We start from the raw sequence: 25,666 nt of genomic DNA on the forward strand, positions 1-25,666 counted from the left end.
CGCTCGCAAAGAAGCGCGAAGAGAACAAGGGAACAGAAAATGACCAAAGTCATCAAGAACGGCACCATCGTCACCGCCGACCGCACCTGGAAGGCCGATGTGCTGTTCAGCCACGGCAAGATCGTCGCCATCGGTTCGGACCTGCATGGCGACCACGAGTTCGACGCCACCGGCTGCTACATCATGCCGGGCGGCATCGACCCGCATACCCATCTCGAAATGCCGTTCATGGGCACCTATTCGGCCGATGACTTCGAATCCGGCACGCGGGCAGCCCTTGCCGGCGGCACGACGATGGTGGTCGATTTCTGCCTGCCGGCGCCGAAGCAGTCGCTGCTCGAAGCCTTGCAGATGTGGGACAACAAGACCTCCAAGGCGTCCTGCGACTACTCCTTCCACATGGCGATCACCTGGTGGGGCAAGCAGGTGTTCGACGAGATGGCTGATGTCGTCGACAAGGGCATCACCTCGTTCAAGCATTTCATGGCCTACAAGGGCGCGCTGATGGTCGACGACGACGAGATGTATGCGTCGTTCCAGCGCTGTGCCGACCTTGGCGCGCTGCCGCTGGTGCATGCCGAAAATGGCGACGTGGTTGCGGCCCTGTCGCAGAAGCTGCTTGCCGCCGGCAACAATGGGCCCGAGGGCCACGCCTATTCGCGTCCACCGGAGGTGGAAGGCGAGGCGACCAACCGCGCCATCATGATCGCCGACATGGCCGGCGTGCCGCTCTATGTCGTGCATGTCTCCTGCGAGCAGAGCCATGAGGCGATCCGCCGCGCGCGGCAGAAGGGCATGCGGGTGTTCGGCGAGCCGCTGATCCAGCACCTGACGCTCGACGAGAGCGAGTATTTCGACAAGGACTGGGACCATGCGGCGCGCCGGGTGATGAGCCCGCCTTTCCGCAACAAATTGCACCAGGACTCGCTGTGGGCCGGACTGCAGGCAGGCTCGCTGCAGGTGGTGGCGACCGACCATTGCGCCTTCACCACCAAGCAGAAGCGCAACGGCGTCGGCGATTTCACCAAGATCCCGAACGGCACCGGCGGACTGGAAGATCGTATGCCGGTGCTGTGGACGACTGGCGTCAACACTGGCCGCCTGACGATGAACGAGTTCGTCGCGGTGACCTCGACCAACATCGCCAAGATCCTCAACATGTATCCGAAAAAGGGCGCCATCGTCGAAGGCGCGGATGCCGACATCGTCGTCTGGGATCCGAAGCGAAAGAAGAAGATTTCCTCAAAGAAGCAGCAGTCCGTCATCGACTACAACGTCTTCGAAGGGTTCGAGGTGACCGGCCTGCCGCGCTTCGTGTTCTCGCGTGGCGAACTGTCGATCCAGGAGGCGGAGGTCAAGGCCAAGCCCGGCCATGGCGAATTCGTCGCCCGCGAGCCGAATGCGGCGATCAACCGGGCGCTGTCGACGTGGAAGGAGATTTCCGCGCCGCGCAAGGTGGAACGCACCGGTATTCCGGCGACCGGGGTTTGAGCTTGGCGCGTTCGGCCGCGCTCATTTTGTTGGTCTTGGCGGCAAGTGTCGCTGGTCCGGCAGCAGCAGGCGGCGTGCTGGCCGGCTCCTGGGGCAATGATGTCGGCTGTGCCGGCGTCAAGGCCGGTTATCAGGACAGCGACGCCTATATCGTTCTGACCGCCGAAGGCATCGAGACCTATGGCAGCGGCTGCCGGTTCGCGCAGCAACTGACGCCGATGCTGGGCACGCAATCGCTCAGTTCGACCTGCTCCGCCGAAGGCGAGGCAGGAACGACGGTCGAAACCGTCGTGGTCACCAACAAGGGAGAGGATGGTTTCTTTGTCACCATCCCCGGCCTTGAGGAAATGGGGCCGCTGCAATCATGTTTGTGACGTTTTGGGGGTGAGCATGCGTGGTTTTGGTCTATCTGTCGCGATGGTTCTCGTGCTGGCTGCGGGCCAAGCCTCGGCGGCGGGCATCGATCTATCCAAGCCCTATGGCAACAAGTCCGGCTGCATCAACAAGAACGGCCAGAAAGTCTATGCGGAAGACATGCTGCTGCTGAACGCTACGGAATTCATCACCGCGACCAACGCCTGCACCTTTACCGACAAGAAGACGCAGGCTGACGGTTCGATGGTGGTGAAGTCAATGTGCGAGGCAGACGGCGGGGATGGTCAGTCGCCGATACAGTTCACCATCAAGCGCAGTCCCAAGAACGCCAAGAAGCTGGTAATCGCGGATGAGGATGGCACTGTGTACGGGGAAGTTTCCCGGTGCCGATGACGCGCAAGTTCCTATCGATGCAGTCGGATTCAGGCGACCAGCGCATCCAGTTCCGGCAACAGGACGACGCTTTCCTGTTCGTTGGGATCGGTGCGGGCAATGACGGCCGAAGACGGGGCGCCGCTCAGATTGGCCGGCAGATGCGGCACGCCGGCGGGAATGTAGAAGAGATCGCCGGCCTTGACGACGATATGATGCTCGAGCCGGTCGCCATACCAGGTATGGACTTCGCCGGAGAGCACATAGATCGCCGTTTCATGGCTCTCGTGCATATGTGCCTTGGCACGAGCGCCGGGCGGCATGGTGAGGACGTGCATGCAGATGCCGGAAGAGCCGACGGTCTCTGTGGCGATGCCGGCGAAATAGGTCAATCCCTGCTTGCCTTCATAAGTGCTTTCAGGGCGGATAAGATGACAAGTGGGTTTGGGCGACATCGGGAAACTCCGGGCGTCGATTGAGTGGGACAAGACCAATGGGACAGGGCGAGTGGAAAACAACATCGCAATAAAAGCAATCGGATTCCGGCCGGAGCCGCAGGGACGGGAACAGGCGGGCGGCAGCCGATGACAGGGACTTCGCCAGCCGTCGTCGCGGCAAGCAAACTCGGACTGACCTTCCAGACCAATGACGGGCCGGTGCAGGCGCTGTCCAATGTCGATCTCACCATCGGCAAGGGAGAATTCGTCTCCTTCATCGGGCCTTCCGGCTGCGGCAAGACCACGCTGCTGCGCGTTATCGCTGATCTGGAGAAGCCGACCTCGGGGACGATTTCGGTCAACGGCATGACAGCAGAACAGGCGCGCGAGAAACGCGCTTATGGCTACGTCTTCCAGGCCGCCGCGTTGTTTGCGTGGCGCACCATCGAGCGCAATGTCGGACTGCCCTTGGAGATCATGGGCCTGTCCAAGGCGGAACAAGCGGAGCGCATCAAGCGCACGCTCGATCTCGTCAACCTCTCGGGATTCGAGAAGAAATATCCCTGGCAGCTCTCGGGCGGCATGCAACAGCGCGCCTCGATCGCTCGCGCGCTGGCCTTCGATGCCGACCTTCTACTGATGGACGAGCCGTTCGGCGCGCTGGATGAGATCGTGCGCGACCACCTCAACGAGCAATTGCTGGAGCTGTGGGGACGGACCAACAAGACCATCTGCTTCGTCACCCACTCCATTCCCGAAGCCGTCTATCTGTCGACGCGCATCGTGGTCATGTCGCCGCGCCCAGGCCGCGTCAGCGATGTCATCGAATCGACGCTGCCGAAAGAGCGGCCGCTCGACATCCGCGAGACGCCGGAGTTTCTGGCGATCGCAGCGCGCGTCCGCGACGGGTTGCGGGCAGGGCACAGCTATGATGATTGAGCGCTTCGAAAAGCGAGAGGCCAACCTCGCCTTCGTCATCCTAGGGCGAAGCAAGCGCGAAGCGGCGAGCGCAGACCCTAGGATCCATGCTGTGACGTCCGCCGAAGGGCGCAAGCGGCGGAGAATAGCCGCCAAGCAGGGCGCGGGACAGGGAACCATGTTCCGCACCGCTGCGGAGCGGGTAGGTAACGGCATGGATCCTAAGATCTGCACCGCGTCGCTCTGCTCCTTGCTTCGCCCTAGGATGACGAAGAGAAAGGCACCCGACCTCCGCTTCGCTCCGGCCACCCTCTCCCCGTCGGGGAGAGGAGGGCGCGTACCTGGCGAGGCCGGCTAGATGGACACCTTCCGCGACAAGCTCATTCCCGTGACCTCGATCCTCGCTGGAGTGGTCATGCTCTGGTATATCTTCGCCGTCATCCTCAACACGCCGTTCCAGCGTGATCTCGATCGCCGCGCCGGTGAAACACCTGCCTTGAGCGAGTTCATCGGCAAGACGCTGTCGCAGCCGAAGCCGACGCTGCCGGCGCCGCATCAGGTGGCGGTGAACTTCTTCGAAAACACCTTTCTGCGGCCCATCACCTCGAACCGCAGCCTCGTCTACAATGCCTGGGTGACACTGTCGTCGACGCTGCTTGGCTTTGCCTTCGGCACGGCGCTCGGCATCATCATTGCTGTCGGTATCGTGCATGTGGCGACGCTCGATCGCAGTCTGATGCCGTGGATCATTGCCTCGCAGACGATTCCCATCCTGGCGGTGGCGCCGATGATCATCGTCGTGCTGGCGGCGGTCGGCATCACCGGCCTGGTCCCGAAGGCGATGATCTCGACCTATCTGTCGTTCTTCCCGGTGACCGTGGGCATGGTGAAAGGGCTGCGTTCGCCTGAGATCATGCATCTCGACCTGATGCACACCTACAATGCCAGCGCCGCGCAGACCTTCTGGAAATTGCGCGTGCCGGCCTCGGTGCCGTTCCTGTTCACCTCGATGAAGGTGGCGGTGGCGGCAAGCCTGGTCGGCGCCATCGTCGGCGAACTGCCGACCGGCGCTGTCGCCGGCATCGGCGCCAAGCTGTTGGCCGGCGCTTACTACAGCCAGTCCATCGACATCTGGTCGGCGCTGGTCGCCGGCTCGGTGGTGGCCGCGCTTCTGGTCATGGTGGTCGGCATTGCCGGGCGCATCGTCGATCGCGCCATGGGCGGGAGGCCGGCATGAACTGGCTGAAACCTTCCTGGCAAGCGGTGCTGGCCATTGTGCTGTGCCTGATCGCGGTCGCGCTTGGTGCGATGTCGAAGCCGGAGGCGGCTGCGCTTGCGGACCCAACGGTCAGCATCAACTATCCCTATCTCGGAACCAAAAGCTTGATGTTCGGCCTGGCCATGCTGGCGGCGCTGATCTCCATGATCAGGATTCCGCCCCTTGCGGAAGCGGTGGCGCTGTTCATAGGCGCCCATCTCGTGGCCTGGCTGCTGATCTCAGGCATTACAGGTTTTGAGGGCACCGCACTGGCGCCGTATTTCCTGCTGCTCGCGGCCGCATGGCTGCTTGGCTGGCGCTGCGTGGCGGTGCTGTCGTCATTGCGTCCTTTCGCCAGTTGGGCATGGACGGGCTTGCGCCTGATCATCCCGGCCATTTTCGGCGCCTGGATCCTGATCATCTGGGAAGCGGTGACGCGAGGCGCGGGCATCCCCTTCATCCTGTTGCCGCCGCCTAGCGCCATCGGCGTGCGCATCGCCGGTTCGCTGCCTGTGCTCGGCGCCGATGTCCGACAGACCATCTTCAAGGCGGTTGTCTTCGGCTATGTCGTGGGCAGTGGCGCCGGCTTCATCGCCGCGGTGCTCGCCGACCGTGTGCCGTTCCTGCGGCGCGGACTGCTGCCGATCGGCAATATGGTCTCGGCGCTGCCGATCATTGGCGTCGCACCGATCATGGTCATGTGGTTCGGCTTCGACTGGCAGTCCAAGGCAGCGGTGGTCATCATCATGACCTTCTTCCCAATGCTGGTGAACACGGTTGCCGGGCTTGCCGCCTCGGGCCACATGGAACGCGACCTGATGCGCACCTATGCGTCGGGCTACTGGCAGACGCTGCTGAAGCTCAGGCTGCCGGCAGCCGCGCCCTTCATCTTCAACGCGCTGAAGATCAACTCGACGCTGGCGCTGATCGGCGCCATCGTCGCCGAGTTCTTCGGCACGCCTGTCGTCGGCATGGGCTTCCGCATCTCGACCGAGGTTGGGCGGATGAACATCGACATGGTCTGGGCCGAAATCGCAGTTGCAGCACTTGCGGGTTCGGTCTTTTATGGCGTGGTCGCTCTTGTCGAAAGAGCCGTCACGTTTTGGCATCCCTCTGTCCGTGGTGGATAGGGGCGGTGGGTTTAGGGCACTAACTTCAGAGGGTAATAAAATGAAAAGACTGATTATTCCCGTTCTGGCCGGCGCGATGTCGCTTGCCGCTTTCCAGGCAATGGCCGCCGACAAGGTGACGTTGCAGCTGAAATGGGTCACGCAGGCCCAGTTTGCCGGCTACTATGTTGCCAAGGCCAAGGGCTTCTATGAGGCCGAAGGCCTCGACGTCGACATCAAGCCGGGCGGTCCGGATATTGCCCCCGAGCAGGTGATCGCCGGTGGCGGCGCCGACGTCATCGTCGACTGGATGGGCGGTGCGCTGGCCGCCCGCGAGAAGGGCGTGCCGCTGGTCAACATCGCCCAGCCGTTCAAGAAGGCCGGCATGGAGCTGGTCTGCCCCAAGGACGGCCCGATCAAGACCGAAGCCGACTTCAAGGGCCACACGCTCGGCGTCTGGTTCTTCGGCAACGAATATCCGTTCTACGCCTGGATGAACAAGCTTGGCCTCAAGACCGATGGCGGTCCGGACGGTGTCACCGTCCTGAAGCAGAGCTTCGACGTGCAGCCGCTGATCCAGAAGCAGGCGGATTGCATCTCGGTCATGACTTACAACGAGTACTGGCAGCTGATCGACGCCGGCTACAAGCCGGAACAGCTGACCGTATTCAACTACTCTGCGATGGGCAACGACCTGCTCGAAGACGGGCTTTATGCGTCCGAAGACAAGCTCAAGGATCCGGCCTTCGAGGACAAGATGGTGCGTTTCGTGCGCGCTTCGATGAAGGGCTGGAAATACGCCATCGACAACAATGACGAAGCAGCAGGCATCGTCATGGACGGCGGCGGCCAGGACGAAAACCACCAGAAGCGGATGATGAGCGAAGTCGCCAAGCTGATCGACAATGCCGACGGCAAGCTCGATCCGGCGACCTACGAGCGCACCGCTAAGGCGCTGCTCGACCAGAAGATCATCACCAAGGAGCCGACCGGCGCCTACACCACCGCCATCACCGACAAGGCGGTCAAGTAAGTCTATCCGGCAACATATCGATCTAGGAACGGCGCCTCTTGCTAGAGGCGCCGTTCCTTTATGGTGTTCATGACGAAGCTGGTCTCGATCGAGGCGACGCATTTCAGTCGCGCGATCTTTTCCTTGATGAAGCGCTCGTACTGCTCGAGGCTTCCGGTCACCACCTTCAGCACATAGTCGCGCGAACCGGTGACGAGGTGGCATTCCAGCACCTCTTCCCAGCCGCGGATTGCGTCCTCGAACATGACGATCTCGTCCTCGTTCTGGCGGCTGAGCCGGATTGTGGCGATGGCGACCATGCTCCAGCCGAAGGCTGAGGGATCGACCAGCGTGGTGTAGCCCCTGATGACGCCGGTTTCCTCCAGCCGCCGCACCCGCCGCAGGCAGGGCGAGGGCGACAGGCCAATCCGTTCGGCAAGCTCGTTGTTGGTGATGCGGGCGTCGGCCTGCAGCTCGCGCAGGATCTTGCGGTCGAAATCATCAGCTATCTTCTGCTGCACTTTCGGTCTCTCCAGGCAATTTGTTGCGGCATGCGCCCATGCGAGCCGCAGAAGAGCAAGGACTGGCGGATCGGGATCGCATAAATTGCCGCGACACCCCTCGAAAAAGGCAGGAAAAATCATGACCGCGCCACGCCCGTCGAAAACCCATATCGGCAACCACAAGCTCCATCCGGAAACGCTGATGCTGAGCTATGGCTTCGATCCGCAGCTTTCGGAGGGCGCGGTCAAGCCGCCGGTGTTCCTGACCTCGACCTTCGTCTTCAAGTCGGCGGAAGAGGGACGAGACTTCTTCGACTACACGTCCGGCCGCAAGGAGCCGCCGAGCGGCACGGCGTCGGGCCTGGTCTATTCGCGCTTCAACCATCCCAACAGCGAGATCGTCGAGGACCGGCTGGCGGTCTATGAGGGAACGGATGCCTGCATCCTGTTTTCGTCAGGCATGTCGGCGATCGCGACGACGCTGCTGGCCTATGCCCGTCCGGGCGATGTCATCCTGCATTCGCAGCCGCTCTATGGCGGCACCGAGACGCTTTTGACGCGCACGCTTTCCGGTTTCGGCATCGGCGCTGTCGGCTTCGCGGACGGCGTCGACGAGACGGCTGTGCGTGCCGCCGCCGAAGCTGCAGCCGCGAAGGGCCGAGTGTCGGTCATCCTGATCGAGACGCCGTCAAATCCGACCAACAGCCTGGTCGATATCGCGCTGATGCGGACGATCGCCGACGAGATCGGCGCGAGCCAAGGGTCGACGCCGATCGTCATCTGCGACAACACGCTGCTCGGCCCGGTGTTCCAGCGGCCGATCGAACACGGCGCCGATGTCTCCGTCTATTCGCTGACCAAATATGTCGGCGGCCATTCCGACCTCATCGCGGGCGCCGCCATGGGCAGCAAGGCGGTGACGAAGCCGATCAAGGCGCTGCGCGGCGCGATCGGCACGCAGCTCGACCCGCATTCCTGCTGGATGCTCGGCCGCTCGCTGGAGACGCTGTCCATCCGCATGGAGCGGGCCAACGACAATGCGCGCCTGGTCGCCGAATTCCTGCGCGACCACGCCAAGGTCGAGAAGGTGCATTATCTGCCGTTCGTGGGCGAGGATACGCCGGCGGGGCGTACCTACAAGGCGCAATGCAGCGGCGCCGGCTCGACCTTCTCTTTCGACATCAAGGGCGGGGAGAAGGCTGCTTTCGCGTTTCTCAACGGGCTGCAGATCTTCAAGCTGGCGGTAAGCCTCGGCGGAACGGAATCCTTGGCCAGTCACCCGGCGGCCATGACCCATTCGGGCATTCCCTTCAACGTGCGCCAGCGCATCGGCGTGCTGGAGACCACGGTCAGGCTGTCGATCGGCGTCGAGCACCCGGACGATCTGATCGCCGATCTGACGCAGGCGCTGGCTGCGGTCTGACGGATCACCTTCCTTCGAATCTGGGAAGGGCGAGCGATCGAATGCTTTGATCAGCCATCACAAAAGCGTGTGGTGGGATACATTTCGGTGCTCAGCCGTTGCATTTCCGCATGCGCGCGCCGGGAGGCGCGACGGATGCGACATCCCAATCGGAGGTGCTTCATGCGCAACCTATCCTTCTTCCCGGCGCTTTCGGCGCTGGCCATTTCGACCGCGTTCCTGTTCGCATCGCCGGCTCTGGCCGCCACGGAAAAGTTCAAGGCGACGCTCGACGGCGGCCAGCAAAACCCGCCAGTCACCACGAAGGGCAAGGGCACGGCCACTCTCACGTTCGACACGGCCAAGAAGAAGCTCAGCTGGAACGTCAAATATTCAGGCCTCAGCGGACCAGCAACGGGCGCGCACATTCACGGCCCGGCGGCGATGGGTGCAAACGCCGACCCGGTCATCCCATTCAAAAAGCTCAAGAGCCCGATCAGGGGATCTGAAACGCTGACGGATGCCCAGGCGGCTGACCTGGAGGCAGGCAAGTATTACGTCAACATCCATACATCAGCCAACCAGGACGGTGAGATCCGCGGCCAGATCGAAAAGGCGAAGTAGGTACAGGCTGTTCCGAAAGAGGGGCGGGCGACCGCCCCTTTTTTGTCACGCCTTGTCGCGGATCTGGCTCATCGTCCGCGTCGGCGTGATCGCCTCCGGGTCGAGCCTGATTTCGACGATCGCCGGCTTGCCGCTGGCGCGGGCACGCTCGAAGGCCGGGGCGAAATCGGTGGTCTTCTCGACCGTTTCGCCATGACCGCCATAGGCACGGGCAAGGGCCGCGAAGTCGGGATTCCTGAGATCCGTGGCCACCACGCGGCCGGGATATTCCCGCTCTTGATGCATGCGGATGGTGCCGTAGATGCCGTTGTTGACGACGACGACGACGATCGGCAGGTTATATTGCACGGCGGTGGCGAATTCCTGCCCGTTCATCAGGAAGCAGCCGTCGCCGGCAAAGGCAACCACGGTGCGGTCCGGAAACAGTTCCTTGGCGGCGACAGCCGCAGGGGTGCCATAGCCCATCGAGCCTGAGGTCGGTGCGCCTTGAGTGGCGAAGCGGCGGAAGCGGTGGAAGCGATGCACCCAGGTGGCGTAATTGCCGGCACCGTTGGTCAGGATGGCGTCGTCGGGCAGCATCTTTTCCAGGTAGTTCATGATCGGCCCCATCTGGACCGGGCCGGGGCCGCTTTCCGGCGGCGTCGACCAGTCGAGATAGGCGGCATGCAGCTTTGGCGTCTCGGCTGCCCAGACGGGTGCGGAAGCCGGCTTGCGGTTGGCGAAGGCTTCGACGAAGGCGGCAGGCGAGGCGTTGATCGCCAGTGTCGGCCGGTAGACGCGGCCGAGTTCGCCGGCGTCGGCATGGACATGGACCAGCGCCTGATCGGGGTAGGGGCTTTTCAGCAGCGTGTAGTCGGATGACGGCATTTCGCCCATGCGGCCGCCGATGAGCAGCACGAGATCGGCTTGCTTGATCGCTGTCGCCAGCTTTGGATTGATGCCGATGCCGACATCGCCGGCATAGTTCGGATGCAGATGGTCGAACAGCATCTGGCGGCGGAAGGAGCAGCCGACCGGCAGCGACCACGCCTCGGCGATCGTGCGCATCCGCGCCACCGCCTCGGCATCCCAACGCGTGCCGCCAAGAATGACGAACGGCCGCTTGGCCTTGGCCAGCAGCTTTTCCAGCGCATCGAGCTCGGCTTCGCCCGGCCGGGTTTCGACCGGTGTGTGCGGCAAGGCGACGGGCGCTTCGACGACACTGGTCAGCATGTCTTCCGGCAGCGAGATGACGACTGGGCCGGGACGGCCCGATGTTGCCACCGCGAAGGCGCGGGTGACGAATTCCGGGATGCGCGAGGCATCGTCGATCTCGACCACCCATTTGGCGATGTCACCGAAGAACCTCTTGTAGTCCACTTCCTGAAAAGCCTCGCGTTCCTTGGCGTGGCTGGCGACCTGGCCGATGAACAGGATGACGGGAACCGAATCCTGCATGGCGATGTGGATGCCGGCCGAGGCGTTGGTGGCGCCGGGGCCGCGGGTGACGAAGCAGATGCCGGGCTTGCCGGTCAGGCGGCCGTGGCAATCGGCCATCATGGCGGCACCGCCTTCCTGGCGGCAGACGATGGTGCGGATCGCTGAATCGTGCAGCGCGTCGAGCACCGCCAGATAGGATTCACCGGGCACGCAATAGATGCGGTCGGTGCCGTTGGCTTCGAGCGCGTCGACGATCAGTTGTCCGCCGGTCTTCATTGTCCAGACTTCTCCAATTCGGCAAGGATTTCTTGCGTGTGTTCGCCCAGGCGCGGCGAGGGGCGCTCATAGACGAGCGGCGTGCCTGACATCACCATCGGCGCACGCACCGAAGGCAGAAGATTGCCATGGCCGTCGTCGAGGTCGAGCCGCATGCCGCGCGCGATCGTCTGCGGGTCGGCGAACATCTGGCCGATCGTATTGATCGGGCTCGCCGGCACGCCTGCCGCTTCCAGCTTTGCCAGCAGCGGATCGCGGTCAAAAATCTTCAGCGCCTCGATCATGTGCTCGCGCAGCTTTACCCGGTTGGCGACCCGGGCCGGATTGGTCGCAAAGTCTGGATCGACAGGCAAATCGTCCAGTCCGACGGCAGCGCAGAATTTCGCGAACTGGCCGTCATTGCCGACCGCCAGGATGATGTGGCCATCTCGGACTGGCACCACTTCGTAAGGGGCGATGTTCATATGCGCATTGCCCATCTGCACCGGCGATTTGCCGGAGACGAGATAGTTGAGGTTCTGGTTGCCGAGTGCCGAGATCTGGGTGTCGAACAGCGCCATGTCGATGTGCTGGCCTTCGCCAGTTCGTTCGGCATGGCGCAGTGCGGCCTGGATGGCGATGACCGAATAGAGGCCGGTGAAGATGTCCGAGATGGCAACGCCGGCCTTTTGCGGCTCACGGCCTACCTCGCCGGTGATCGACATCATGCCGGCCATGGCCTGGATGATGAAGTCGTAGCCGGCGCGGGGTGCATACGGGCCATCCTGACCGAAGCCGGTGATCGAGCAATAGACGAGGCGGGGGTTGATCTTGCGCAGGCTGTCATAGTCGAGCCCGTACTTCTTCAGGCCGCCGAGCTTGAAGTTCTCGATCAGCACATCCGACGTCGCGACCAGCCGGCGCACGGTCTCGGCGCCTTCGGGTGTCGAGAAATCGATGGCGATGGAGCGCTTGCCGCGATTGCAGGAATGGTAATAGGCGGCCGACAGGTTCTCGCCGTCCTTGCCCATGACGAAGGGGGGACCCCATTTGCGGGTGTCGTCGCCGCCATCGGGGCTCTCGACCTTGATGACATCGGCGCCGAGATCGGCAAGCAATTGCCCGGCCCATGGCCCGGCAAGGATGCGCGCGAGCTCGACGACGCAGACGCCTTTCAGCGGGGGCTCAGCCATAGATCACCATGGTTGCTGCAATCACCTTGATTGCTGCGAAAGCAGAGCCTCTATCAAGCCCTGCAACGGCTGTCACGGCTCTTGCGATGGGCCAATCCGTCACGCTTTCAGGATACCATCGGCCCAGGCGGCGAAATCGTCCATGATGATGTCGCGATTCACCTCGTTCAGGCTTTCGTGGCGGGTGTCGGCGTAAACCTTTGAAACGAGATTCGAAAAGCCCATCGAACGCATGCGTTTCGCGAGTTGGGTAATCCCTTTGCCGTAGTCGGAAGCGGGATCCTTTTCGCCGCCAACGATGCTGACGGGGAGGTCGCGCCGGATGCCGGCAAAACCGGCATCCTTGCCACCGTTGAGCGCCATGCCGACGACGTCGCGCCACATCGACACCGAGGCATCCCAACCGCACAGCGGGTCGGCGATGTATTTTGCCACCTCAGCCTCGTCGCGCGACAGCCAGTCGAACAATGTGCGGTGATTGGGCACCGCCTTGCCCCAGGCCTGGAAGGTGAGTTTCGGCAGCAGCCGCGACGGCACGTCGGAGCCGAGCCGCATCCGCTCCCAGGCAAGAATGCCGAGCGCTACCTGGCCGAGCAGGCCAGCTGAGAAATTGCCGTTCCAGATCGCGGCGGCATGAACTCGCGGCGAATGGCGCAGCAGGTAGTTCAGCGCCATGGACGCACCCATCGAATGACCAAACAGGATGACCGGCCGGTTCGGGCATTCGCTGGCGATGACATCGTGAATGGCATCGACGTCGGCGATCGCCTTGGCCGGACCGTCCTTGCCGGCGAACCTGCCGAGCGGCGCGTCGGGGGCCTTGGTCGCACCGTGGCCGCGATGATCATGGACATAGACGTGGAAGCCGCGCGCAGAGAGAAAATCGGCGAAGCGGGCATAGCGCGCGGCGTGCTCGGCCAGGCCGTGATTGATCTGGACGACGGCACGTGCCCGGCCATCGGCCTGCTTGACGTAAAGATTGAGATCGGCACCGGTCGGCGAGGCAACCACGCGCTGCTGGCTGAATGACATGCCGCCTGGTCTCCGCCTTTGCTCTATTGTTGTTGGCTTTGTTTGCGCCGGTGCCGGTTTTGCGTCAATCCGCCGTGCCTGCTTTTCCGCGATGATGTTTCTTGCGTTTGGCCAGTAAAATATCGCAATTCTGACATGGAGACAGCTTCAGTCTGTCGTCCACTTCTTCAGCCGGGGATTTTCCATGCGCATTGGTGTCGTTTTCGGATTGGCCGTATTGGCGGCGTCGCTAGCTGGTGCGGCGCGTGCCGACGTCAAGATGAGCGGCAGCTTCGTTGCCGACGCCGCCTGTCCGGCGACGCAAGCCATCAAGAACGGCAAGAACCCCGGCAATGTCTCGACCGACGCCGGGCAGAGCTACCAGCTGCTGGCCGGTAACAAGGATGCGCCGACGCATTACCTCATCCTGGTGCCGGGCGCCGATCCGGAGCGCCGTTGGGTGAAGGTCAGCTGCGGCCATATCTCCGGCAGCAGCGCCGCGACTGTGCCGGCAGCACCTGGCGGGCAAGCCAAGCCGGCGGCGTCGGGAAAACCCGAATACGTCTTCGCGCTGAGCTGGCAGCCGGCCTTCTGCGAGACCAAGTCGAGCAAGACCGAATGCAAAGCGCAGAGTTCCGGTGATTTCGACGCGACGCATTTCACCTTGCACGGGCTGTGGCCGCAGCCGAACGGCAATTTCTATTGCCAGGCGACAGCGAGCGACAAGGCCAACGACAATCCGGCTCACTGGAAGGACCTGCCGCCGGTCAATTTGGACGCCAGCACCCGCACGGAACTCGATCAGGTGATGCCGGGGACAGCTTCGAAGCTCGAACGGCATGAATGGATCAAGCACGGCACCTGCTACGGCAAGAGCCAGCAGGACTACTTTTCCGATGCGCTCAACCTGATGCGCGCGGTGAACAGCTCGCCGGTGCGCGATCTCTTTGCCAAGAACATCGGCGGCAAGCTGACGGCGGACCAGATCCGTGGCGCTTTCGATACTGCCTTCGGGGCGGGAGCAGGGGACCGGGTGCGCGTTTCCTGCGTCATCGATCCGTCGAGCGGCAGGCGGCTGATCGGCGAACTGACGCTCGGTCTCGCCGGCCCGATCGAACCCAACAGCTCGCTCAAGGACCTGTTGCTGGCGTCTGTGCCGACCAACAAGGCCGGCTGCCCGACAGGCACCGTCGATGCGATCGGGTTCCAGTAAGGACGGGGCGGGTCGAGCCCGGCGAGACCATGCCGAACGGCAAGGCGACGTAAAAGACGCTGGCGAGATAGGTCTCAAGAGCGCAGGACCGACGGAAAACGTTCCGGTTCGGCGGACACTTCCGCGTGTGACCGGCCAGATATGGCAAAAGCGATTGCCGTTCGCCGCCGCATCGCCTACATAGCGGCCAACCTCCACCCAATTCGACAAATCCAGTCAGTTTTCTGGGCCAGTCAGTTTTTTCAGGGAAAGCGCGCGTGGCACGCCAGTTCATCTATCACATGGCCGGCCTCAACAAGGCCTATGGCACCAAGAAGGTGCTCGAGAATGTCCATCTCTCCTTCTATCCCGACGCCAAGATCGGCATTCTCGGCCCCAACGGGTCGGGCAAGTCGACGATCCTCAAGATCATGGCCGGGCTCGACAAGGAGTGGAACGGCGAAGCCTGGCTGGCTGAAGGCGCCACCGTCGGCTACCTGGCGCAGGAGCCGGCGCTCGATCCGGACAAGACCGTGTTCGAAAACATCATGGAAGGCGTAGCCGCCAAGACCGCCATCATCGAGCGCTACAACGAATTGATGATGAACTATTCCGACGAGACGGCCGACGAGTCGGCCAAGCTCCAGGACGAGATGGACCGGCTCAACCTGTGGGATCTCGAACAGCAGGTCGAGATGGCAATGGAAGCGCTGGGCTGCCCGCCCAAGGATTCGGAAGTCACCAAGCTTTCGGGTGGCGAGCGCCGCCGCGTAGCACTTTGCCAGCTCTTGCTGCGCCAGCCCGACCTTTTGCTGCTCGACGAACCGACCAACCATCTCGACGCCGAAACCACGGCGTGGCTGGAAAAGCATCTGCGGGCCTATCCGGGCGCCGTGATGATCATCACTCACGATCGCTACTTCCTCGACAATGTCACCGGCTGGATCCTCGAACTCGACCGTGGCCGTGGCATTCCCTATGAGGGCAACTACACCAAATATCTCGAAGCCAAAGCCAAGCGCCTCAAGCAGGAAGGCCGCGAGGACGACGCCCGCCAGCGCGCCATCGGCCGCGAGCGCGAGTGGATCCAGTCGAGTCCCAAGGCCCGCCAGACCAAATCCAAGGCGCGCATCCAGGCGTTCCAGGATCTTCTGGATGCAGCCGACAAGCGGCGTCCGAGCGATACGCAGATCGTCATTCCGCATGGCGAGCGGCTCGGCAATGTGGTGATCGAGGCGGAAGGCCTGTCGAAGGGCTTTGGCGACACGCTGCTAATCGACGGCCTGGAATTCAAGCTGCCGCCCGGCGGCATCGTCGGCGTCATCGGCCCGAACGGCGCCGGCAAGACGACGCTGTTTCGCATGATCACCGGTCAGGAAAAGCCGGATGCGGGCTCCGTGCGCGTCGGCGAAACGGTGAAGCTCGGCTATGTCGACCAGAGCCGTGATGCGCTCGATCCATCGAAGACGGTGTGGGAAGAGATTTCCGGTGGCGCCGAAGTGGTCAAGCTCGGCAAGTTCGAGGCCAACACACGTGCTTATTGCGCCTCGTTCAATTTCCGCGGCGGCGACCAGCAGCAGAAGGTCGGCAATCTCTCCGGCGGCCAGCGCAACCGCGTGCATCTGGCCAAGATGCTGAAGACTGGCGGCAACGTGCTGCTGCTCGACGAACCGACCAACGATCTCGATACGGAAACGTTGGCGGCGCTTGAAGACGCGCTGGAAAATTTCGGCGGCTGCGCCGTCATCATCTCGCACGATCGCATGTTCCTCGATCGCTTGGCGACGCACATCCTGGCCTTCGAGGGCGACAGCCATGTCGAATGGTTCGAGGGCAATTTCGAGGATTACGAGCAGGACAAGATCCGCCGCCTCGGCCCCGATGCCGTCAATCCGCACCGGATGACCTACAAGAGGCTGACGCGGTAGAGGGGTTTTCCGGGCGGCGAATTCTCAAGAAGACATGAGGAGTTCACATGGCTGATTGGTCCGCCGCCCAATATTTGAAATTCGAGGACGAGCGCACGCGACCCGCTCGGGATCTGGTGGCGCAGGTGCCGGTGGACTTCCCGCGCCGGGTCGTCGACATCGGCTGCGGGCCGGGCAACTCGACCGAACTGCTGGTCGGGCGCTGGCCGAATGCTGAGGTGAGCGGCTTCGACACCTCAGCCGATATGATCGAGAAGGCGAGGGCACGCCTGCCCGACGTCGCCTTTGACCTGGCCGATGCATCGAAGTGGCAGCCGGGTGAGCCGGTCGACGTGATCTTCGCCAATGCGGTGTTCCAGTGGCTGCCCGAGCATCCCACAGTGTTCCAGCGGCTGATGGGTTTCCTGGCCCCAGGCGGCGCGCTCGCCGTTCAGATGCCCGACAATATGGGCGAAGACTCCCACCGCCTGATGCGGGAGACCGCCGCCGAAATGCCGTTTGCCGAAAAGATGAAGGGCGCGGCGCGCGCGCCGTTGCCGCCGGTGTCGTCCTATTATGACCTCCTGTCGCCGCTCAGCGATCGGCTGGACATCTGGCACACCATCTACAACCACCCGCTTGCCGATGCTCAGGCGATCGTCGAATGGGTGAAATCGACAGGACTGAAACCGTTCCTCGATCCGCTGGACGCCGACGAGCGGACGATGTTCCTCGACAGCTACACGGCCAAGATCGCCAAGGCCTATCCGAAGACGGCGAGCGGCAAGGTGCTTTTGCGCTTTCCGCGCATTTTCATCGTCGCCAAACGGGCCTGATTATCCACGTTGCACGACGCTCACTGCCGCCGCTTGACCGGGTTTCGTCGCCATGCGCATTTCATCACCTTGGGATCACAATGCCGTGTGGCAGGGATGGGCCCGTGTGGCAGGGGTGGCTCGGTGGCAGGGGGTGAATGATGACACTGAACAAGATGCTTTTCGGCGGCGGCGTGTGCGCGGCGGCACTTCTGGCGTTCTCGATCTCGGCGGAGGCCAAGCGAGCGCGCTGTTTCACCAGCGACGACGGCTATTTTCCGTGCAGCTATCGCGCGATCGATGATACCGGCAGTTTCCGCATCTCGGCGCCGGGCTATCCGACCTATGTCCTGGAGATCGACGGGCCAGGCTTTGCCTATGGCTATGTCAATCTCGGCCGCCGCAATGTGCCGCTGCCGGGGCAGTTCGTGCGCAGCCGCGACGACGGCGCCTGCTGGAACAACCCGCAGACCAACACCAAGCTCTGCGCTTGGTGAAACCAGGTTTAAGTCGGCCTAAACCTTTGGTTTAAGTCGGCCTAAACCTTTGGTTTAAGTCGGCGTAAACCGCCTCGGTGAGAAAACTGTTGCGCCGGAGCATTCCGGCGCCCACATGAAGCCCGCAACGCCTGCGGATGGGACGGACTGGATATATGCATCGCGTCATCATCAGCGGCATCGGCGTAGAAATCCCTGAAGCCAAGATCACCAATGAAGAGCTGGTTGCCAGCTTCAATGCCTGGGTCGACACGGAGAATGCGCGCCGCCTGGGCACCGACGAGCCGCCGCTGTCGAAATCGGACAGCGACTTCATCGTCCACGCCTCAGGCGTGCGCACCCGTCATGTGATCGAGCGCGAAGGCATTCTCGATCCGACCCGCATGGCGCCGCGCATTCCGGCACGGCCCGATGATACGCTGTCGCTCGAAGCCGAGTTCGGCATCGCCTCGGCCAAAAAAGCTCTCGACCATGCCGGGTTGAAGCCATCCGATATCGACTTGGTGATCTGTTCGGCCTCGCATCACCAGCGGCCCTATCCGGCCATCGCCATCGAAATGCAGGAGGCGCTGGGAACCAAGGGCGCCGGCTTCGATATGGGGCTTGGCTGCTCCTCGGCCGCCGCCGCCCTGCACATTGCCGTCAACCTGGTTCGGTCGGGCGCGCACAAGCGCATTCTGGTGACGACGCCGGAGATCATTACCGGTCATCTCAATTTCCGCGACCGGCAGACGCATTTCATCTTCGGCGACGCTTCGGTGTCGATGGTGGTCGAGGGGCTGGCGCAGGGCGACAAGCGGCCGGGACGTTTCGAGGTGCTCGACACGCGTATCTGGACGCAGATGTCGAACAACATCCGCACCAATCTGGGCTACCACACCCGCACCGCCCAGGATGATCCCTACATGATCAATCTGGAAGGCAATCTGATCAAGCAGGTCGGCAACAAGGTGTTCAAGGAAGTCACCGTCGCCGGGCAGAAATTCATTGTCGAATTCCTCGCCGAGCACGGGCTGACGCCGCAGGCGATCCGGCGCTTCTGGCTGCATCAGGCCAATGCGCGCATGAATGCGATGATCCTGAAACTGTCATTCGGGCACGAGGTCGATCATGACCGCGCGCCGATGGTGCTGGAACGGCTGGGCAACACGGCGGGCGCCGGCGCCATCGTTGCACTTTCGGAGAACCACGCCGACATGAAACCCGGCGATTTCGGCCTGATCTGCGCCTTTGGCGCGGGCTATTCGATAGGCGGCGCGCTTCTCAGGATGCTGTAGAGAGCTATTCGTGTCAGACCGGTGCGAACGGCACCAGCATCGGTACCCGCCTGATGTAGTCGTCATAGGCGCTGCCCAGTTCCTCGCGCAGGAAGCGTTCTTCGAGTTTTGCCTTCATGACCATGCCGATGGTCAGCAGCATGGCGCCGGCAACACCCCAGACAGTGCCTTTCGCCGCCATGGTGGCAAGGATTGCCAAAAGCAGTCCTGTGTAGATCGGATGGCGGACAAGGCCGTACGGGCCGGTGTCGACGACACGGTGCCCGGCCTTGGCGGTGACAGTGCCCGACCACAAGCGGCCGAGATGCAGGCGCGCCCACCAGCAGAAGGCGAAGCCGATGGCGATCAGTGCGACGCAAATCCAGGCCTCGGCAACGTTGGGGAACCACAGGCGAAGCCCGCCGACATAGTTGTGCGCCGGAATGAAGAGCAGGATCGTACCGATCATCAGGACCGCGCGGTAGGGCGCCTCGGCCCGGAAGCCGGCGCGCTTCTCGGCTTTGTCGGCCCAGAAGGCGGCAGCGGCCCATGATACCACTCAGATCAGCCAAAGAAGTGTGATTGCCGTCCCGGGACGCATGAAACCCTCCGCGGACTTGGTTCGGAGGCATCATGTGGCCGGCACAGCGCGGCAGCAATGCGGCGCTGTGTGGGAGTGGTTCGATTCAGGTAAGAAGATCGTGACCTGCAGGGGATCTCATTCGTTGCGACAACTGAACATCCACTGCACGCCGAAGAGGTCGACCAGCATGCCGAAGCTGGTTCCCCAATATTGCCGCGCCAGAGGCACGGTGATCCGGCCACCGGTGGCCATACGGACGAAAAGCTCCCGCATCGCAAGCAGGTCGACGAATTCCAGACAAAGGGCGGAGCCCTTCATCGGCTCCGCATCGTCATTGTCCGAAGCGTGGAACAAGACGCCCGGACCTTCGAAGCGTGCATGCAGGATCTTTCCGCGCATGGCTTCGGTTCGCACCGGCATGTCGTTGTCGCCCCAGCGCAGCAGGATCGTCCCCCGGCCAAGGCCGCACTGTTCGTAGAAGGCCAATGCCGGCTCGCAATTGGTGGTGAAGAACAGCGAAGGGGACAGCCGCATCGATTTGCGCCTGTTCATCACAACGGTCAGATTAGTGCGCGACGGCAGTGGCGGCAGCGATAAGCGCCTCGCCGGAATATTGCCTGCTACCGATACCCCAGCCGCCGTCGGGTGCGTTGACGATGTTGATCCAGGTGTTTTCGGGCCGGTGCTCCGGCACGCAGAGATCAGCGACAATCGCGGCGGCAGCGATGATAAAGTCCTTGCGGGCTTCGACCGAGCCGAGGCCGATGTTCGGCAGTTTCAACTCGACCATGACGACAGGTCGATTGGCGCCGCCGGCATAGATGCGATGAAGCGGCAGGATATGGACCGTGCCGCCGACGATCGCGGTGAAGAACGAATTGCCGGTGGCACCCGAGGCTTCGATGAGGGCGGCGCTGAGACGCGGCAGGATCTCGCGCTCTCCCGCGGGGGTCAGTACGCCTTCCGGCGCGGTCACGGTGATTGGCATTTGGCTCTCCTCTTTGCTGGTTTTCCATGGGCCTTCCGGCTGACATGTCTTCCCGCTTGCCATGTTTCGTATCGATTGGTACGTTACATGAGGAAGATGAGTCAACAGGTTTCGTATCGATCACTATGGATAATGTGGAGAAGTCCCGTGGCGGACGGCCGCGCGCTTTCGATCCCGACCGGGCGCTGGATGCGGCGATGCATCTGTTCTGGGAGCATGGCTATGAGGCGACGTCGCTGGCCATGCTGCGCGAAGCTATGGGGCTGACGCCGCCGCAGATCTACAACGCGTTCACCGACAAGGAGACCTTGTTCCGCAAAGCGCTGACGCGCTACCACGAAACCGAGATTGGGTTTGCGCTGGAAGCGCTGAGTGCGCCGATATCGACGCGGGAGGCGATACGGCGGTTGCTGCTCGGCGCGGCGCAGGCGTATTCCAGACCCGGCAAGCCCGGTGGCTGCCTGTTCGTCAGAGGCGCGCTGGCAGCCTCGCCGCAGGCGCAGTCCATTGCTGATGAGCTCAAGACCTATCGCAAGGCGAGTGAAGCGGCGATCGCAGAACGCCTGGCCAGGGGCAAGGCAGTGGGCGACCTCCCGGCGGGCTTGTCGGTCGAAGGGTTCGCCAAATACCTGGCTGGCGTCATGAACGGCATGTCGATCCAGGCGCGGGACGGGGCTTCGGTCGAAGAGTTGTGCGTTTTGGCCCAAACCGCTCTTGCGGCCTTGCCGGCCGAAGGGCAAAACCAGGCGGCATCATCCAAGGAATGAAGCCATGCTGGATCTATTCCCCGCAGCTGAAAAGCCGATTGAAATCGTCCCCGCGCGTAAGCTGGTCGCAAAGGCGGCAGCGCTTTACGTGGCGCCATCGGATCATTTCCAGACCCACCTAGTGGACGAACTGCGGCTGGGTTTCGACGGTATATCAGGCGATTTCCATGCCGGGCCGACACGGCGTTCGGGCGGGCGCGAACCCTGGTATCCGCGCGGCACCGAAATGCGCAACGAACGGCAGATATCGATCGTGGCGGCGGATGAACTCGCCATCGTCGCCCAACGGATGGATCTCACCGAAATCAAGCCGGAGTGGATCGGCGCCAATCTGGTGATCGAAGGCGTGCCGAACCTCTCCATGCTGCCGTCCGGCACGCTGCTGTTCTTCAAGGGCGGCGTGACCATCAAGGTCGACGCGCAGAACGGCCCTTGCCGCATCGCCGGCCGATCCATCGCCGAAAATGCCGGAATGGCCGACGTCGAAGCCGGCGCGTTGTTGTTCCCGAAGATGGCGAAGCGGCTGCGTGGCGTCGTCGCCTGGGTTGAGAAGCCGGGAACGGTCAAGGCCGGCGAAGAGATTTCGGTGCGTGTGCCGGAACAGTGGATTTATTCGGCATAGCTATGCGGCAACCCAAAGGGCAGGGCTACGCCGCCGGGCGGCGTAGCCAAAGCCCACTAGGCGTTAGCTTTGCGGTTCTTTTTGGCGCCTTGCGCCATGATGGAAACGTCATCCCACTTTTCCCAGGTAGCGATGCGGTTGGCGTATTCCTGTTTGATCATCGGCAGGCCGCCGTCGCCGAAGAACACCCTGAGCGGCGGCTCGGCGGCGTCGACAATGGCCAGCATGGCCGGCCCGGTGGCCTCGGGATCGCCGGCGACCGAATTGGCGCGGCGTTCTGCCATCTTGGCGCGGGCGGGCGCATAGGCCTCGATCGGTTGGGAGACCTTTGCCGACGGGCCGGCCCAGTCGGTGGAGAAACCGCCGGGTTCGACCAGCGTCACAAGGATGCCGAATTCCGCGACCTCGATGCTCAGCGACTGGCTGAAGGCTTCCAGCGCCCATTTCGAAGCGTGGTAGAGGCCGAGCGAGGCAAAGGCATTGACGCCGCCGATCGACGAGATCTGGATGATGTGGCCGGACCGCTGCGCCCGCATGATCGGCAGCGCGGCCTGGGTGACCCAGAGGGCGCCGAAGACATTGGCTTCGATCTGGTCGCGGGCTTCCTGTTCGCTGACCTCCTCAATGGCCCCAAAATGGCCGTAGCCGGCATTGTTGATGACGATGTCGAGCCGGCCAAAGCGCTTGTGCGCCTCGGCGACAGCGGCATCGACGGCTTTCTTGTCGGTGACGTCGAGCTTTATCGCGGCAATCCTGTCGCCGTACGTCCCGACGAGATCGGCGAGCGTGCCGGCATCGCGGGCGGTCGCCGCGACGCGGTCGCCACGGGCGAGCGCCGCCTCGGCCCAGACGCGGCCAAAACCTTTCGACGATCCGGTGATGAACCAAACCTTATTTGTCATGATGTGGAGTCCTTGCCCCTGCGGGCGTGATTTCGGGTGAAAACGGAGGCTTCTCCGTTTTAGGGCATATACGATCTATCCCGCACTTTTCCAGAGGTGAGGGGAAATCTTTTTGAAGAAGCCGCCCGGTTGATCAGGGATAATGCACCTGAGACGACCATGCCGGGTCGTCGTGCTTCTCCCAATAGAGTGCCATCAGCCGGCTGGTGATCGCGCCGACCTTGCCGTCGGCGATCCCCGCGCCATCGACCTCCGTTACCGGCATGATGCCACCTGCGGTCGAGGTGATGAAAACCTCGTCTGCCTCGCGCAATGCGGCTACGCTGAGATCGATCGCTGTGGCGGCGAGGCCTTCCTCGGCGCAGAGATCGAAGACGGTGCGCCTTGTAATACCGGGCAGCACGCCGATGGAAGGCGTCGATAGGCGCCCATCCTTGACGCAGAAGACGTTGAAGCCCGGGCCTTCGGCGACGTTGCCGTTGAAGTCGAGGATCAGCGCGGTCTCGGCGCCGCGGTCATAGGCGTCGTAGAGACCGCGCACCAGATCGAGCCAATGGTAGTTCTTGATCGCCGGGTCGATCGAGGCCGGCGGAATGCGCACCTTGTCGCTGATGGCGACACGCAGGCCGCGCTGCAGCTGCTCCGCATTGGCGACCGAGCCGAACGGCACCGCGAACGCCATGAAGCGGTTGACCGCCTGGCGCGGATCACGGCTGAAGGTCGGCGAGGCGCCGCGCGTGCACAGCATTTCGACATAGGCGGCGCGATGGCCGGACAGCGCCACGCAATTGTGCAGGATTTCGGTCACCCCGTCGCGGTCGAAGGGGATGGTCATGCGCAGCTTTTCCAGCCCGCCGAAGAAGCGGTCCAGATGCAAATCGAGGCGGAAGAAGCGACCGTTCCAGACATGCACGGTGTCGTAGGTGGCGTCGGAATGCAGAAAGCCCCAGTCCAGCACCGAGACCTTGGCTTGCGACATCGGCAGATATTGGCCGTCGAGGAAAGCGACGCCCTCGGGGTAGGAGTGCGGGTCGACATGGCGATCGCCAACCACGGGCAGTTGCTTCTCGTCCTGTGTTGCCGTCGTCTGGCTCATCGGGGCCTCCTGTCGCGCAAGGCGAGATCGGCAGGCTAGCGGTGCTGGGCAGAAGGCATAGAGCCACCCGCTCGGCGCCGTTCGGCCTCCACGATGGTCTGAACGATACATTGGATTGCAATTGCCCTACCATTCTGGTTCTGAACGGGAGGGGAAGATGGGCAAGCTTGGGGCCGTGATAGCAGCGATGATGATGTTCGCCGCCGCGGGCGAAGCCAGCGCGCGATGTGTGAAAGAAGGCGAGGAACTCTGCCAGAGCGGCCAGAGCTATCGCTGCGAGAAAACCGGCAGCGAATTGACGCCGATCTTCCAGAACGTGCCTTGCGCGGTGCCGTCGCTGAGCGGCACCTGGGTCGGCAGCGGCCACCAGAGCCCTGCCGGCGATGCCGGTGCCGACTGGTCGATCGCCATGACGATCGACGATGGCGGTGCGTCGATCGACTATCCGTCGCTCGGCTGCGGCGGCTCCCTGTCCCAGACGTCCAGGGACGACATATCGGCGGAATACCACGAGAGCATCACCTACGGTCAGGACAAGTGCATCGACGGCGGCAACATCACCATCAGGTTTTTCAAGGGAAATCTGTCCTGGATCTGGGTCGGCCAGGCCGACGGCCAGCCCTATAATGCTGTCGCCGTGCTCGCGCGGAAATAAGAGACTGTTTGGAAATTCTACTCTGTCGGCCATCTGATGGCGTTTTCTGCGCTTCCGTACCGCCTCATTCATCCTCGTCATCGGCGTCGAGCAGGCGTGTCGCGCGCCAGCGGGTGAGCACGATATTGGTGTGCTCGATGACGAAGAAACGCGCCGAGTCGCGATCGTAACCTTCGGCCAGCAGTTTTTCGTAATCGGTGTGCATGTGGCGGATATGGGCAATGGTCGCCAGCCATACGGCGATGCCCGGCGGTAAGGTCTTCATGTGGACCGCGCCGGCATCAGTGCGGATCTTCTCCATGTCGGCATAGGGCGCCAGCGGCAGAAGTGCGGTCAGTGCCTTGGCGATGGCGCGGCGGCGGCCGGTGGGCGCTGTCATGGCCGGCTCCGATTGGGCTCGTCGCGCCCTTCGATGGTCGCTTCTGGTATGGCGTCGGTCGAGGCGAAATAGGGTTTCAGGTCGATGACCGGCGTACCGTCGAGCACGTCGATGGCGTCGAGATCGATGCGGCCGGTGTTTTGGTCGAGCCCCACCAGCCTGGCCACATGCAGCCCGATTGGGTTAGGGCGGGCCGGGGAGCGCAGCGAAAATACGCCTTTCGCTTCAGCCGCATGGCGCGGTTTCTGCACAATCAGGTCCCGCGGCGCGTGATGCAGCCAGGACAGGATGATGACGTGGCTGGCGCGCTCCAGGCCCTGCAGGCCATCGCGATAGGGCGCGTCGATGGTCAGCACCGCAGGCTGTCCGGTTTCGCGCGCGGCACGCATGTTCTTCGGGCAGGTCTCCCGCGTTATCCAAGGCGAGGCGATGCGGCCGATGAAGACGATGCCGCCATCCGGCGGCATCGATGCTGGATCGTTCTCCAGCCTCTGCTCGCCTTCGCGCTCCTCGAACATCTTACGCGTTCCGGTCATCTCGCTCTCATCTCGCATCTTTTTGTTCGTGCATGTCGTTGTCCCAAAATCGCAACGCACTTTTGGGGAACAGGCACCGAGCGGCCACGCAA

29 protein-coding genes are annotated in these 25,666 nt (G+C 62.7%); 17 read left to right on the forward strand and 12 right to left on the reverse strand.

Going from position 1 to position 25,666, the window contains the following annotated elements; all coding sequences use genetic code 11:
* Window positions 1–39: 39 nt before the first annotated feature.
* From hydA to NKI73_RS16920, 3 genes are read left to right on the forward strand one after another with little or no spacing between them, the layout of a single operon-like run.
* Window positions 40–1,491, forward strand: a complete 1,452-nt coding sequence (gene hydA, locus NKI73_RS16910; RefSeq protein WP_352631582.1) for a dihydropyrimidinase — start codon at window positions 40–42, stop codon at window positions 1,489–1,491.
* A gap of 2 nt (window positions 1,492–1,493) precedes the next feature.
* A complete protein-coding gene (locus NKI73_RS16915) occupies window positions 1,494–1,865 on the forward strand; it encodes a hypothetical protein (protein ID WP_352631584.1) in 372 nt (123 codons plus the stop codon).
* Window positions 1,866–1,881: 16 nt separating this feature from the next.
* Window positions 1,882–2,259, forward strand: a complete 378-nt coding sequence (locus NKI73_RS16920) for a hypothetical protein (RefSeq protein ID WP_352631586.1) — start codon at window positions 1,882–1,884, stop codon at window positions 2,257–2,259.
* Between the two features lie 29 nt (window positions 2,260–2,288).
* Here the strand turns inward: NKI73_RS16920 and NKI73_RS16925 are convergent, their stop codons facing one another.
* Window positions 2,289–2,693, reverse strand: a complete 405-nt coding sequence (locus NKI73_RS16925; RefSeq protein WP_352631588.1) for a cupin domain-containing protein — start codon at window positions 2,691–2,693, stop codon at window positions 2,289–2,291.
* A gap of 129 nt (window positions 2,694–2,822) precedes the next feature.
* On the opposite strand from NKI73_RS16925, the gene NKI73_RS16930 reads away from it, so the two are divergent.
* The 4 genes from NKI73_RS16930 to NKI73_RS16945 all read left to right on the forward strand — a co-directional run bounded on the left by NKI73_RS16930 (window position 2,823) and on the right by NKI73_RS16945 (window position 6,993).
* Window positions 2,823–3,614 carry an ABC transporter ATP-binding protein gene (locus tag NKI73_RS16930; protein WP_352631590.1) on the forward strand — a complete coding sequence of 264 codons (792 nt, stop codon included), beginning with the start codon at window positions 2,823–2,825 and terminating at the stop codon, window positions 3,612–3,614.
* Between the two features lie 337 nt (window positions 3,615–3,951).
* Window positions 3,952–4,830: an ABC transporter permease gene (locus tag NKI73_RS16935; RefSeq protein ID WP_352631592.1), complete on the forward strand. Its 879-nt coding sequence runs from the start codon at window positions 3,952–3,954 to the stop codon at window positions 4,828–4,830.
* Window positions 4,827–5,981 carry an ABC transporter permease gene (locus NKI73_RS16940; protein WP_352631594.1) on the forward strand — a complete coding sequence of 385 codons (1,155 nt, stop codon included), beginning with the start codon at window positions 4,827–4,829 and terminating at the stop codon, window positions 5,979–5,981. Before NKI73_RS16935 ends, NKI73_RS16940 begins: the two co-directional genes overlap by 4 nt.
* Window positions 5,982–6,021: 40 nt before the next feature.
* The gene (locus NKI73_RS16945; protein WP_013894623.1) at window positions 6,022–6,993 is read left to right on the forward strand and encodes an ABC transporter substrate-binding protein; all 972 of its coding nucleotides are present in this window, start codon (window positions 6,022–6,024) and stop codon (window positions 6,991–6,993) included.
* Window positions 6,994–7,034: 41 nt separating this feature from the next.
* Here the strand turns inward: NKI73_RS16945 and NKI73_RS16950 are convergent, their stop codons facing one another.
* Window positions 7,035–7,493 carry an Lrp/AsnC family transcriptional regulator gene (locus tag NKI73_RS16950; protein ID WP_352631597.1) on the reverse strand — a complete coding sequence of 153 codons (459 nt, stop codon included), beginning with the start codon at window positions 7,491–7,493 and terminating at the stop codon, window positions 7,035–7,037.
* Window positions 7,494–7,614: 121 nt separating this feature from the next.
* Here NKI73_RS16950 and NKI73_RS16955 point away from each other — a divergent pair, with 121 nt between their 5' ends.
* Entirely contained in the window at window positions 7,615–8,898 is a 1,284-nt protein-coding gene (locus tag NKI73_RS16955; RefSeq protein ID WP_352631599.1) for a cystathionine gamma-synthase family protein, read from the forward strand.
* 162 nt (window positions 8,899–9,060) lie between these two features.
* Window positions 9,061–9,501: a CHRD domain-containing protein gene (locus tag NKI73_RS16960; RefSeq protein WP_352631600.1), complete on the forward strand. Its 441-nt coding sequence runs from the start codon at window positions 9,061–9,063 to the stop codon at window positions 9,499–9,501.
* A gap of 45 nt (window positions 9,502–9,546) precedes the next feature.
* Here the strand turns inward: NKI73_RS16960 and NKI73_RS16965 are convergent, their stop codons facing one another.
* The 3 genes from NKI73_RS16965 to NKI73_RS16975 form a co-directional block, all read right to left on the reverse strand.
* Window positions 9,547–11,196 carry a thiamine pyrophosphate-binding protein gene (locus NKI73_RS16965; RefSeq protein ID WP_352631602.1) on the reverse strand — a complete coding sequence of 550 codons (1,650 nt, stop codon included), beginning with the start codon at window positions 11,194–11,196 and terminating at the stop codon, window positions 9,547–9,549.
* Complete coding sequence (locus tag NKI73_RS16970; protein WP_352631604.1) at window positions 11,193–12,368, reverse strand: CaiB/BaiF CoA transferase family protein; 1,176 nt, start codon at window positions 12,366–12,368, stop codon at window positions 11,193–11,195. Before NKI73_RS16970 ends, NKI73_RS16965 begins: the two co-directional genes overlap by 4 nt.
* Before the next feature lie 99 nt (window positions 12,369–12,467).
* Window positions 12,468–13,400: an alpha/beta fold hydrolase gene (locus tag NKI73_RS16975; RefSeq protein WP_352631605.1), complete on the reverse strand. Its 933-nt coding sequence runs from the start codon at window positions 13,398–13,400 to the stop codon at window positions 12,468–12,470.
* 184 nt (window positions 13,401–13,584) lie between these two features.
* Here NKI73_RS16975 and NKI73_RS16980 point away from each other — a divergent pair, with 184 nt between their 5' ends.
* The 5 genes from NKI73_RS16980 (at window position 13,585) to NKI73_RS17000 (ending at window position 19,067) form a co-directional block, all read left to right on the forward strand.
* On the forward strand, window positions 13,585–14,592 hold the full coding sequence (locus tag NKI73_RS16980) for a ribonuclease T2 family protein (protein WP_352631607.1): 1,008 nt from the start codon (window positions 13,585–13,587) through the stop codon (window positions 14,590–14,592).
* 257 nt (window positions 14,593–14,849) lie between these two features.
* Window positions 14,850–16,499: an energy-dependent translational throttle protein EttA gene (gene ettA / locus NKI73_RS16985; protein WP_013530923.1), complete on the forward strand. Its 1,650-nt coding sequence runs from the start codon at window positions 14,850–14,852 to the stop codon at window positions 16,497–16,499.
* Between the two features lie 47 nt (window positions 16,500–16,546).
* Window positions 16,547–17,314: a trans-aconitate 2-methyltransferase gene (tam, locus tag NKI73_RS16990; protein WP_352631609.1), complete on the forward strand. Its 768-nt coding sequence runs from the start codon at window positions 16,547–16,549 to the stop codon at window positions 17,312–17,314.
* Window positions 17,315–17,451: 137 nt separating this feature from the next.
* Complete coding sequence (locus tag NKI73_RS16995; protein WP_352631611.1) at window positions 17,452–17,790, forward strand: hypothetical protein; 339 nt, start codon at window positions 17,452–17,454, stop codon at window positions 17,788–17,790.
* 155 nt (window positions 17,791–17,945) lie between these two features.
* Entirely contained in the window at window positions 17,946–19,067 is a 1,122-nt protein-coding gene (locus NKI73_RS17000; RefSeq protein ID WP_352631613.1) for a beta-ketoacyl-ACP synthase III, read from the forward strand.
* A gap of 13 nt (window positions 19,068–19,080) precedes the next feature.
* On the opposite strand, the gene NKI73_RS17005 is transcribed toward NKI73_RS17000, so the two are convergent.
* The 3 genes from NKI73_RS17005 to NKI73_RS17015 form a co-directional block, all read right to left on the reverse strand.
* Window positions 19,081–19,605, reverse strand: a complete 525-nt coding sequence (locus NKI73_RS17005) for a methyltransferase family protein (RefSeq protein WP_352631615.1) — start codon at window positions 19,603–19,605, stop codon at window positions 19,081–19,083.
* 159 nt (window positions 19,606–19,764) lie between these two features.
* Window positions 19,765–20,163: a VOC family protein gene (locus NKI73_RS17010; protein WP_352631689.1), complete on the reverse strand. Its 399-nt coding sequence runs from the start codon at window positions 20,161–20,163 to the stop codon at window positions 19,765–19,767.
* 31 nt (window positions 20,164–20,194) lie between these two features.
* Entirely contained in the window at window positions 20,195–20,617 is a 423-nt protein-coding gene (locus NKI73_RS17015) for a hypothetical protein (RefSeq protein ID WP_352631617.1), read from the reverse strand.
* Window positions 20,618–20,643: 26 nt separating this feature from the next.
* Here NKI73_RS17015 and NKI73_RS17020 point away from each other — a divergent pair, with 26 nt between their 5' ends.
* The gene (locus NKI73_RS17020; protein WP_352631619.1) at window positions 20,644–21,384 is read left to right on the forward strand and encodes a TetR/AcrR family transcriptional regulator; all 741 of its coding nucleotides are present in this window, start codon (window positions 20,644–20,646) and stop codon (window positions 21,382–21,384) included.
* 4 nt (window positions 21,385–21,388) lie between these two features.
* Window positions 21,389–22,006, forward strand: coding sequence for an MOSC domain-containing protein (locus tag NKI73_RS17025; RefSeq protein ID WP_352631621.1), 618 nt, complete (start codon window positions 21,389–21,391; stop codon window positions 22,004–22,006).
* A 56-nt stretch (window positions 22,007–22,062) separates the two neighbouring features.
* On the opposite strand, the gene NKI73_RS17030 is transcribed toward NKI73_RS17025, so the two are convergent.
* Together NKI73_RS17030 and NKI73_RS17035 are read right to left on the reverse strand one after the other, a co-directional pair.
* Complete coding sequence (locus NKI73_RS17030) at window positions 22,063–22,908, reverse strand: SDR family oxidoreductase (RefSeq protein WP_352631623.1); 846 nt, start codon at window positions 22,906–22,908, stop codon at window positions 22,063–22,065.
* 133 nt (window positions 22,909–23,041) lie between these two features.
* The gene (locus NKI73_RS17035) at window positions 23,042–24,004 is read right to left on the reverse strand and encodes a D-amino acid aminotransferase (RefSeq protein ID WP_352631624.1); all 963 of its coding nucleotides are present in this window, start codon (window positions 24,002–24,004) and stop codon (window positions 23,042–23,044) included.
* 157 nt (window positions 24,005–24,161) lie between these two features.
* Between NKI73_RS17035 and NKI73_RS17040 the strand changes: the two genes are divergently transcribed.
* Complete coding sequence (locus tag NKI73_RS17040; protein WP_352631626.1) at window positions 24,162–24,659, forward strand: hypothetical protein; 498 nt, start codon at window positions 24,162–24,164, stop codon at window positions 24,657–24,659.
* A gap of 64 nt (window positions 24,660–24,723) precedes the next feature.
* Here the strand turns inward: NKI73_RS17040 and NKI73_RS17045 are convergent, their stop codons facing one another.
* On the reverse strand, window positions 24,724–25,038 hold the full coding sequence (locus NKI73_RS17045; RefSeq protein ID WP_352631627.1) for a DUF2293 domain-containing protein: 315 nt from the start codon (window positions 25,036–25,038) through the stop codon (window positions 24,724–24,726).
* Window positions 25,035–25,574 carry a tRNA (N6-threonylcarbamoyladenosine(37)-N6)-methyltransferase TrmO gene (gene tsaA / locus NKI73_RS17050; protein ID WP_352631629.1) on the reverse strand — a complete coding sequence of 180 codons (540 nt, stop codon included), beginning with the start codon at window positions 25,572–25,574 and terminating at the stop codon, window positions 25,035–25,037. The genes NKI73_RS17045 and tsaA overlap by 4 nt, the downstream gene beginning before the upstream one ends.
* Window positions 25,575–25,666: the final 92 nt, after the last annotated feature.

Origin of the sequence: Mesorhizobium sp. M0496 (assembly GCF_040321205.1) — a bacterium.
Classification (GTDB): Bacteria; Pseudomonadota; Alphaproteobacteria; order Rhizobiales; family Rhizobiaceae; genus Mesorhizobium.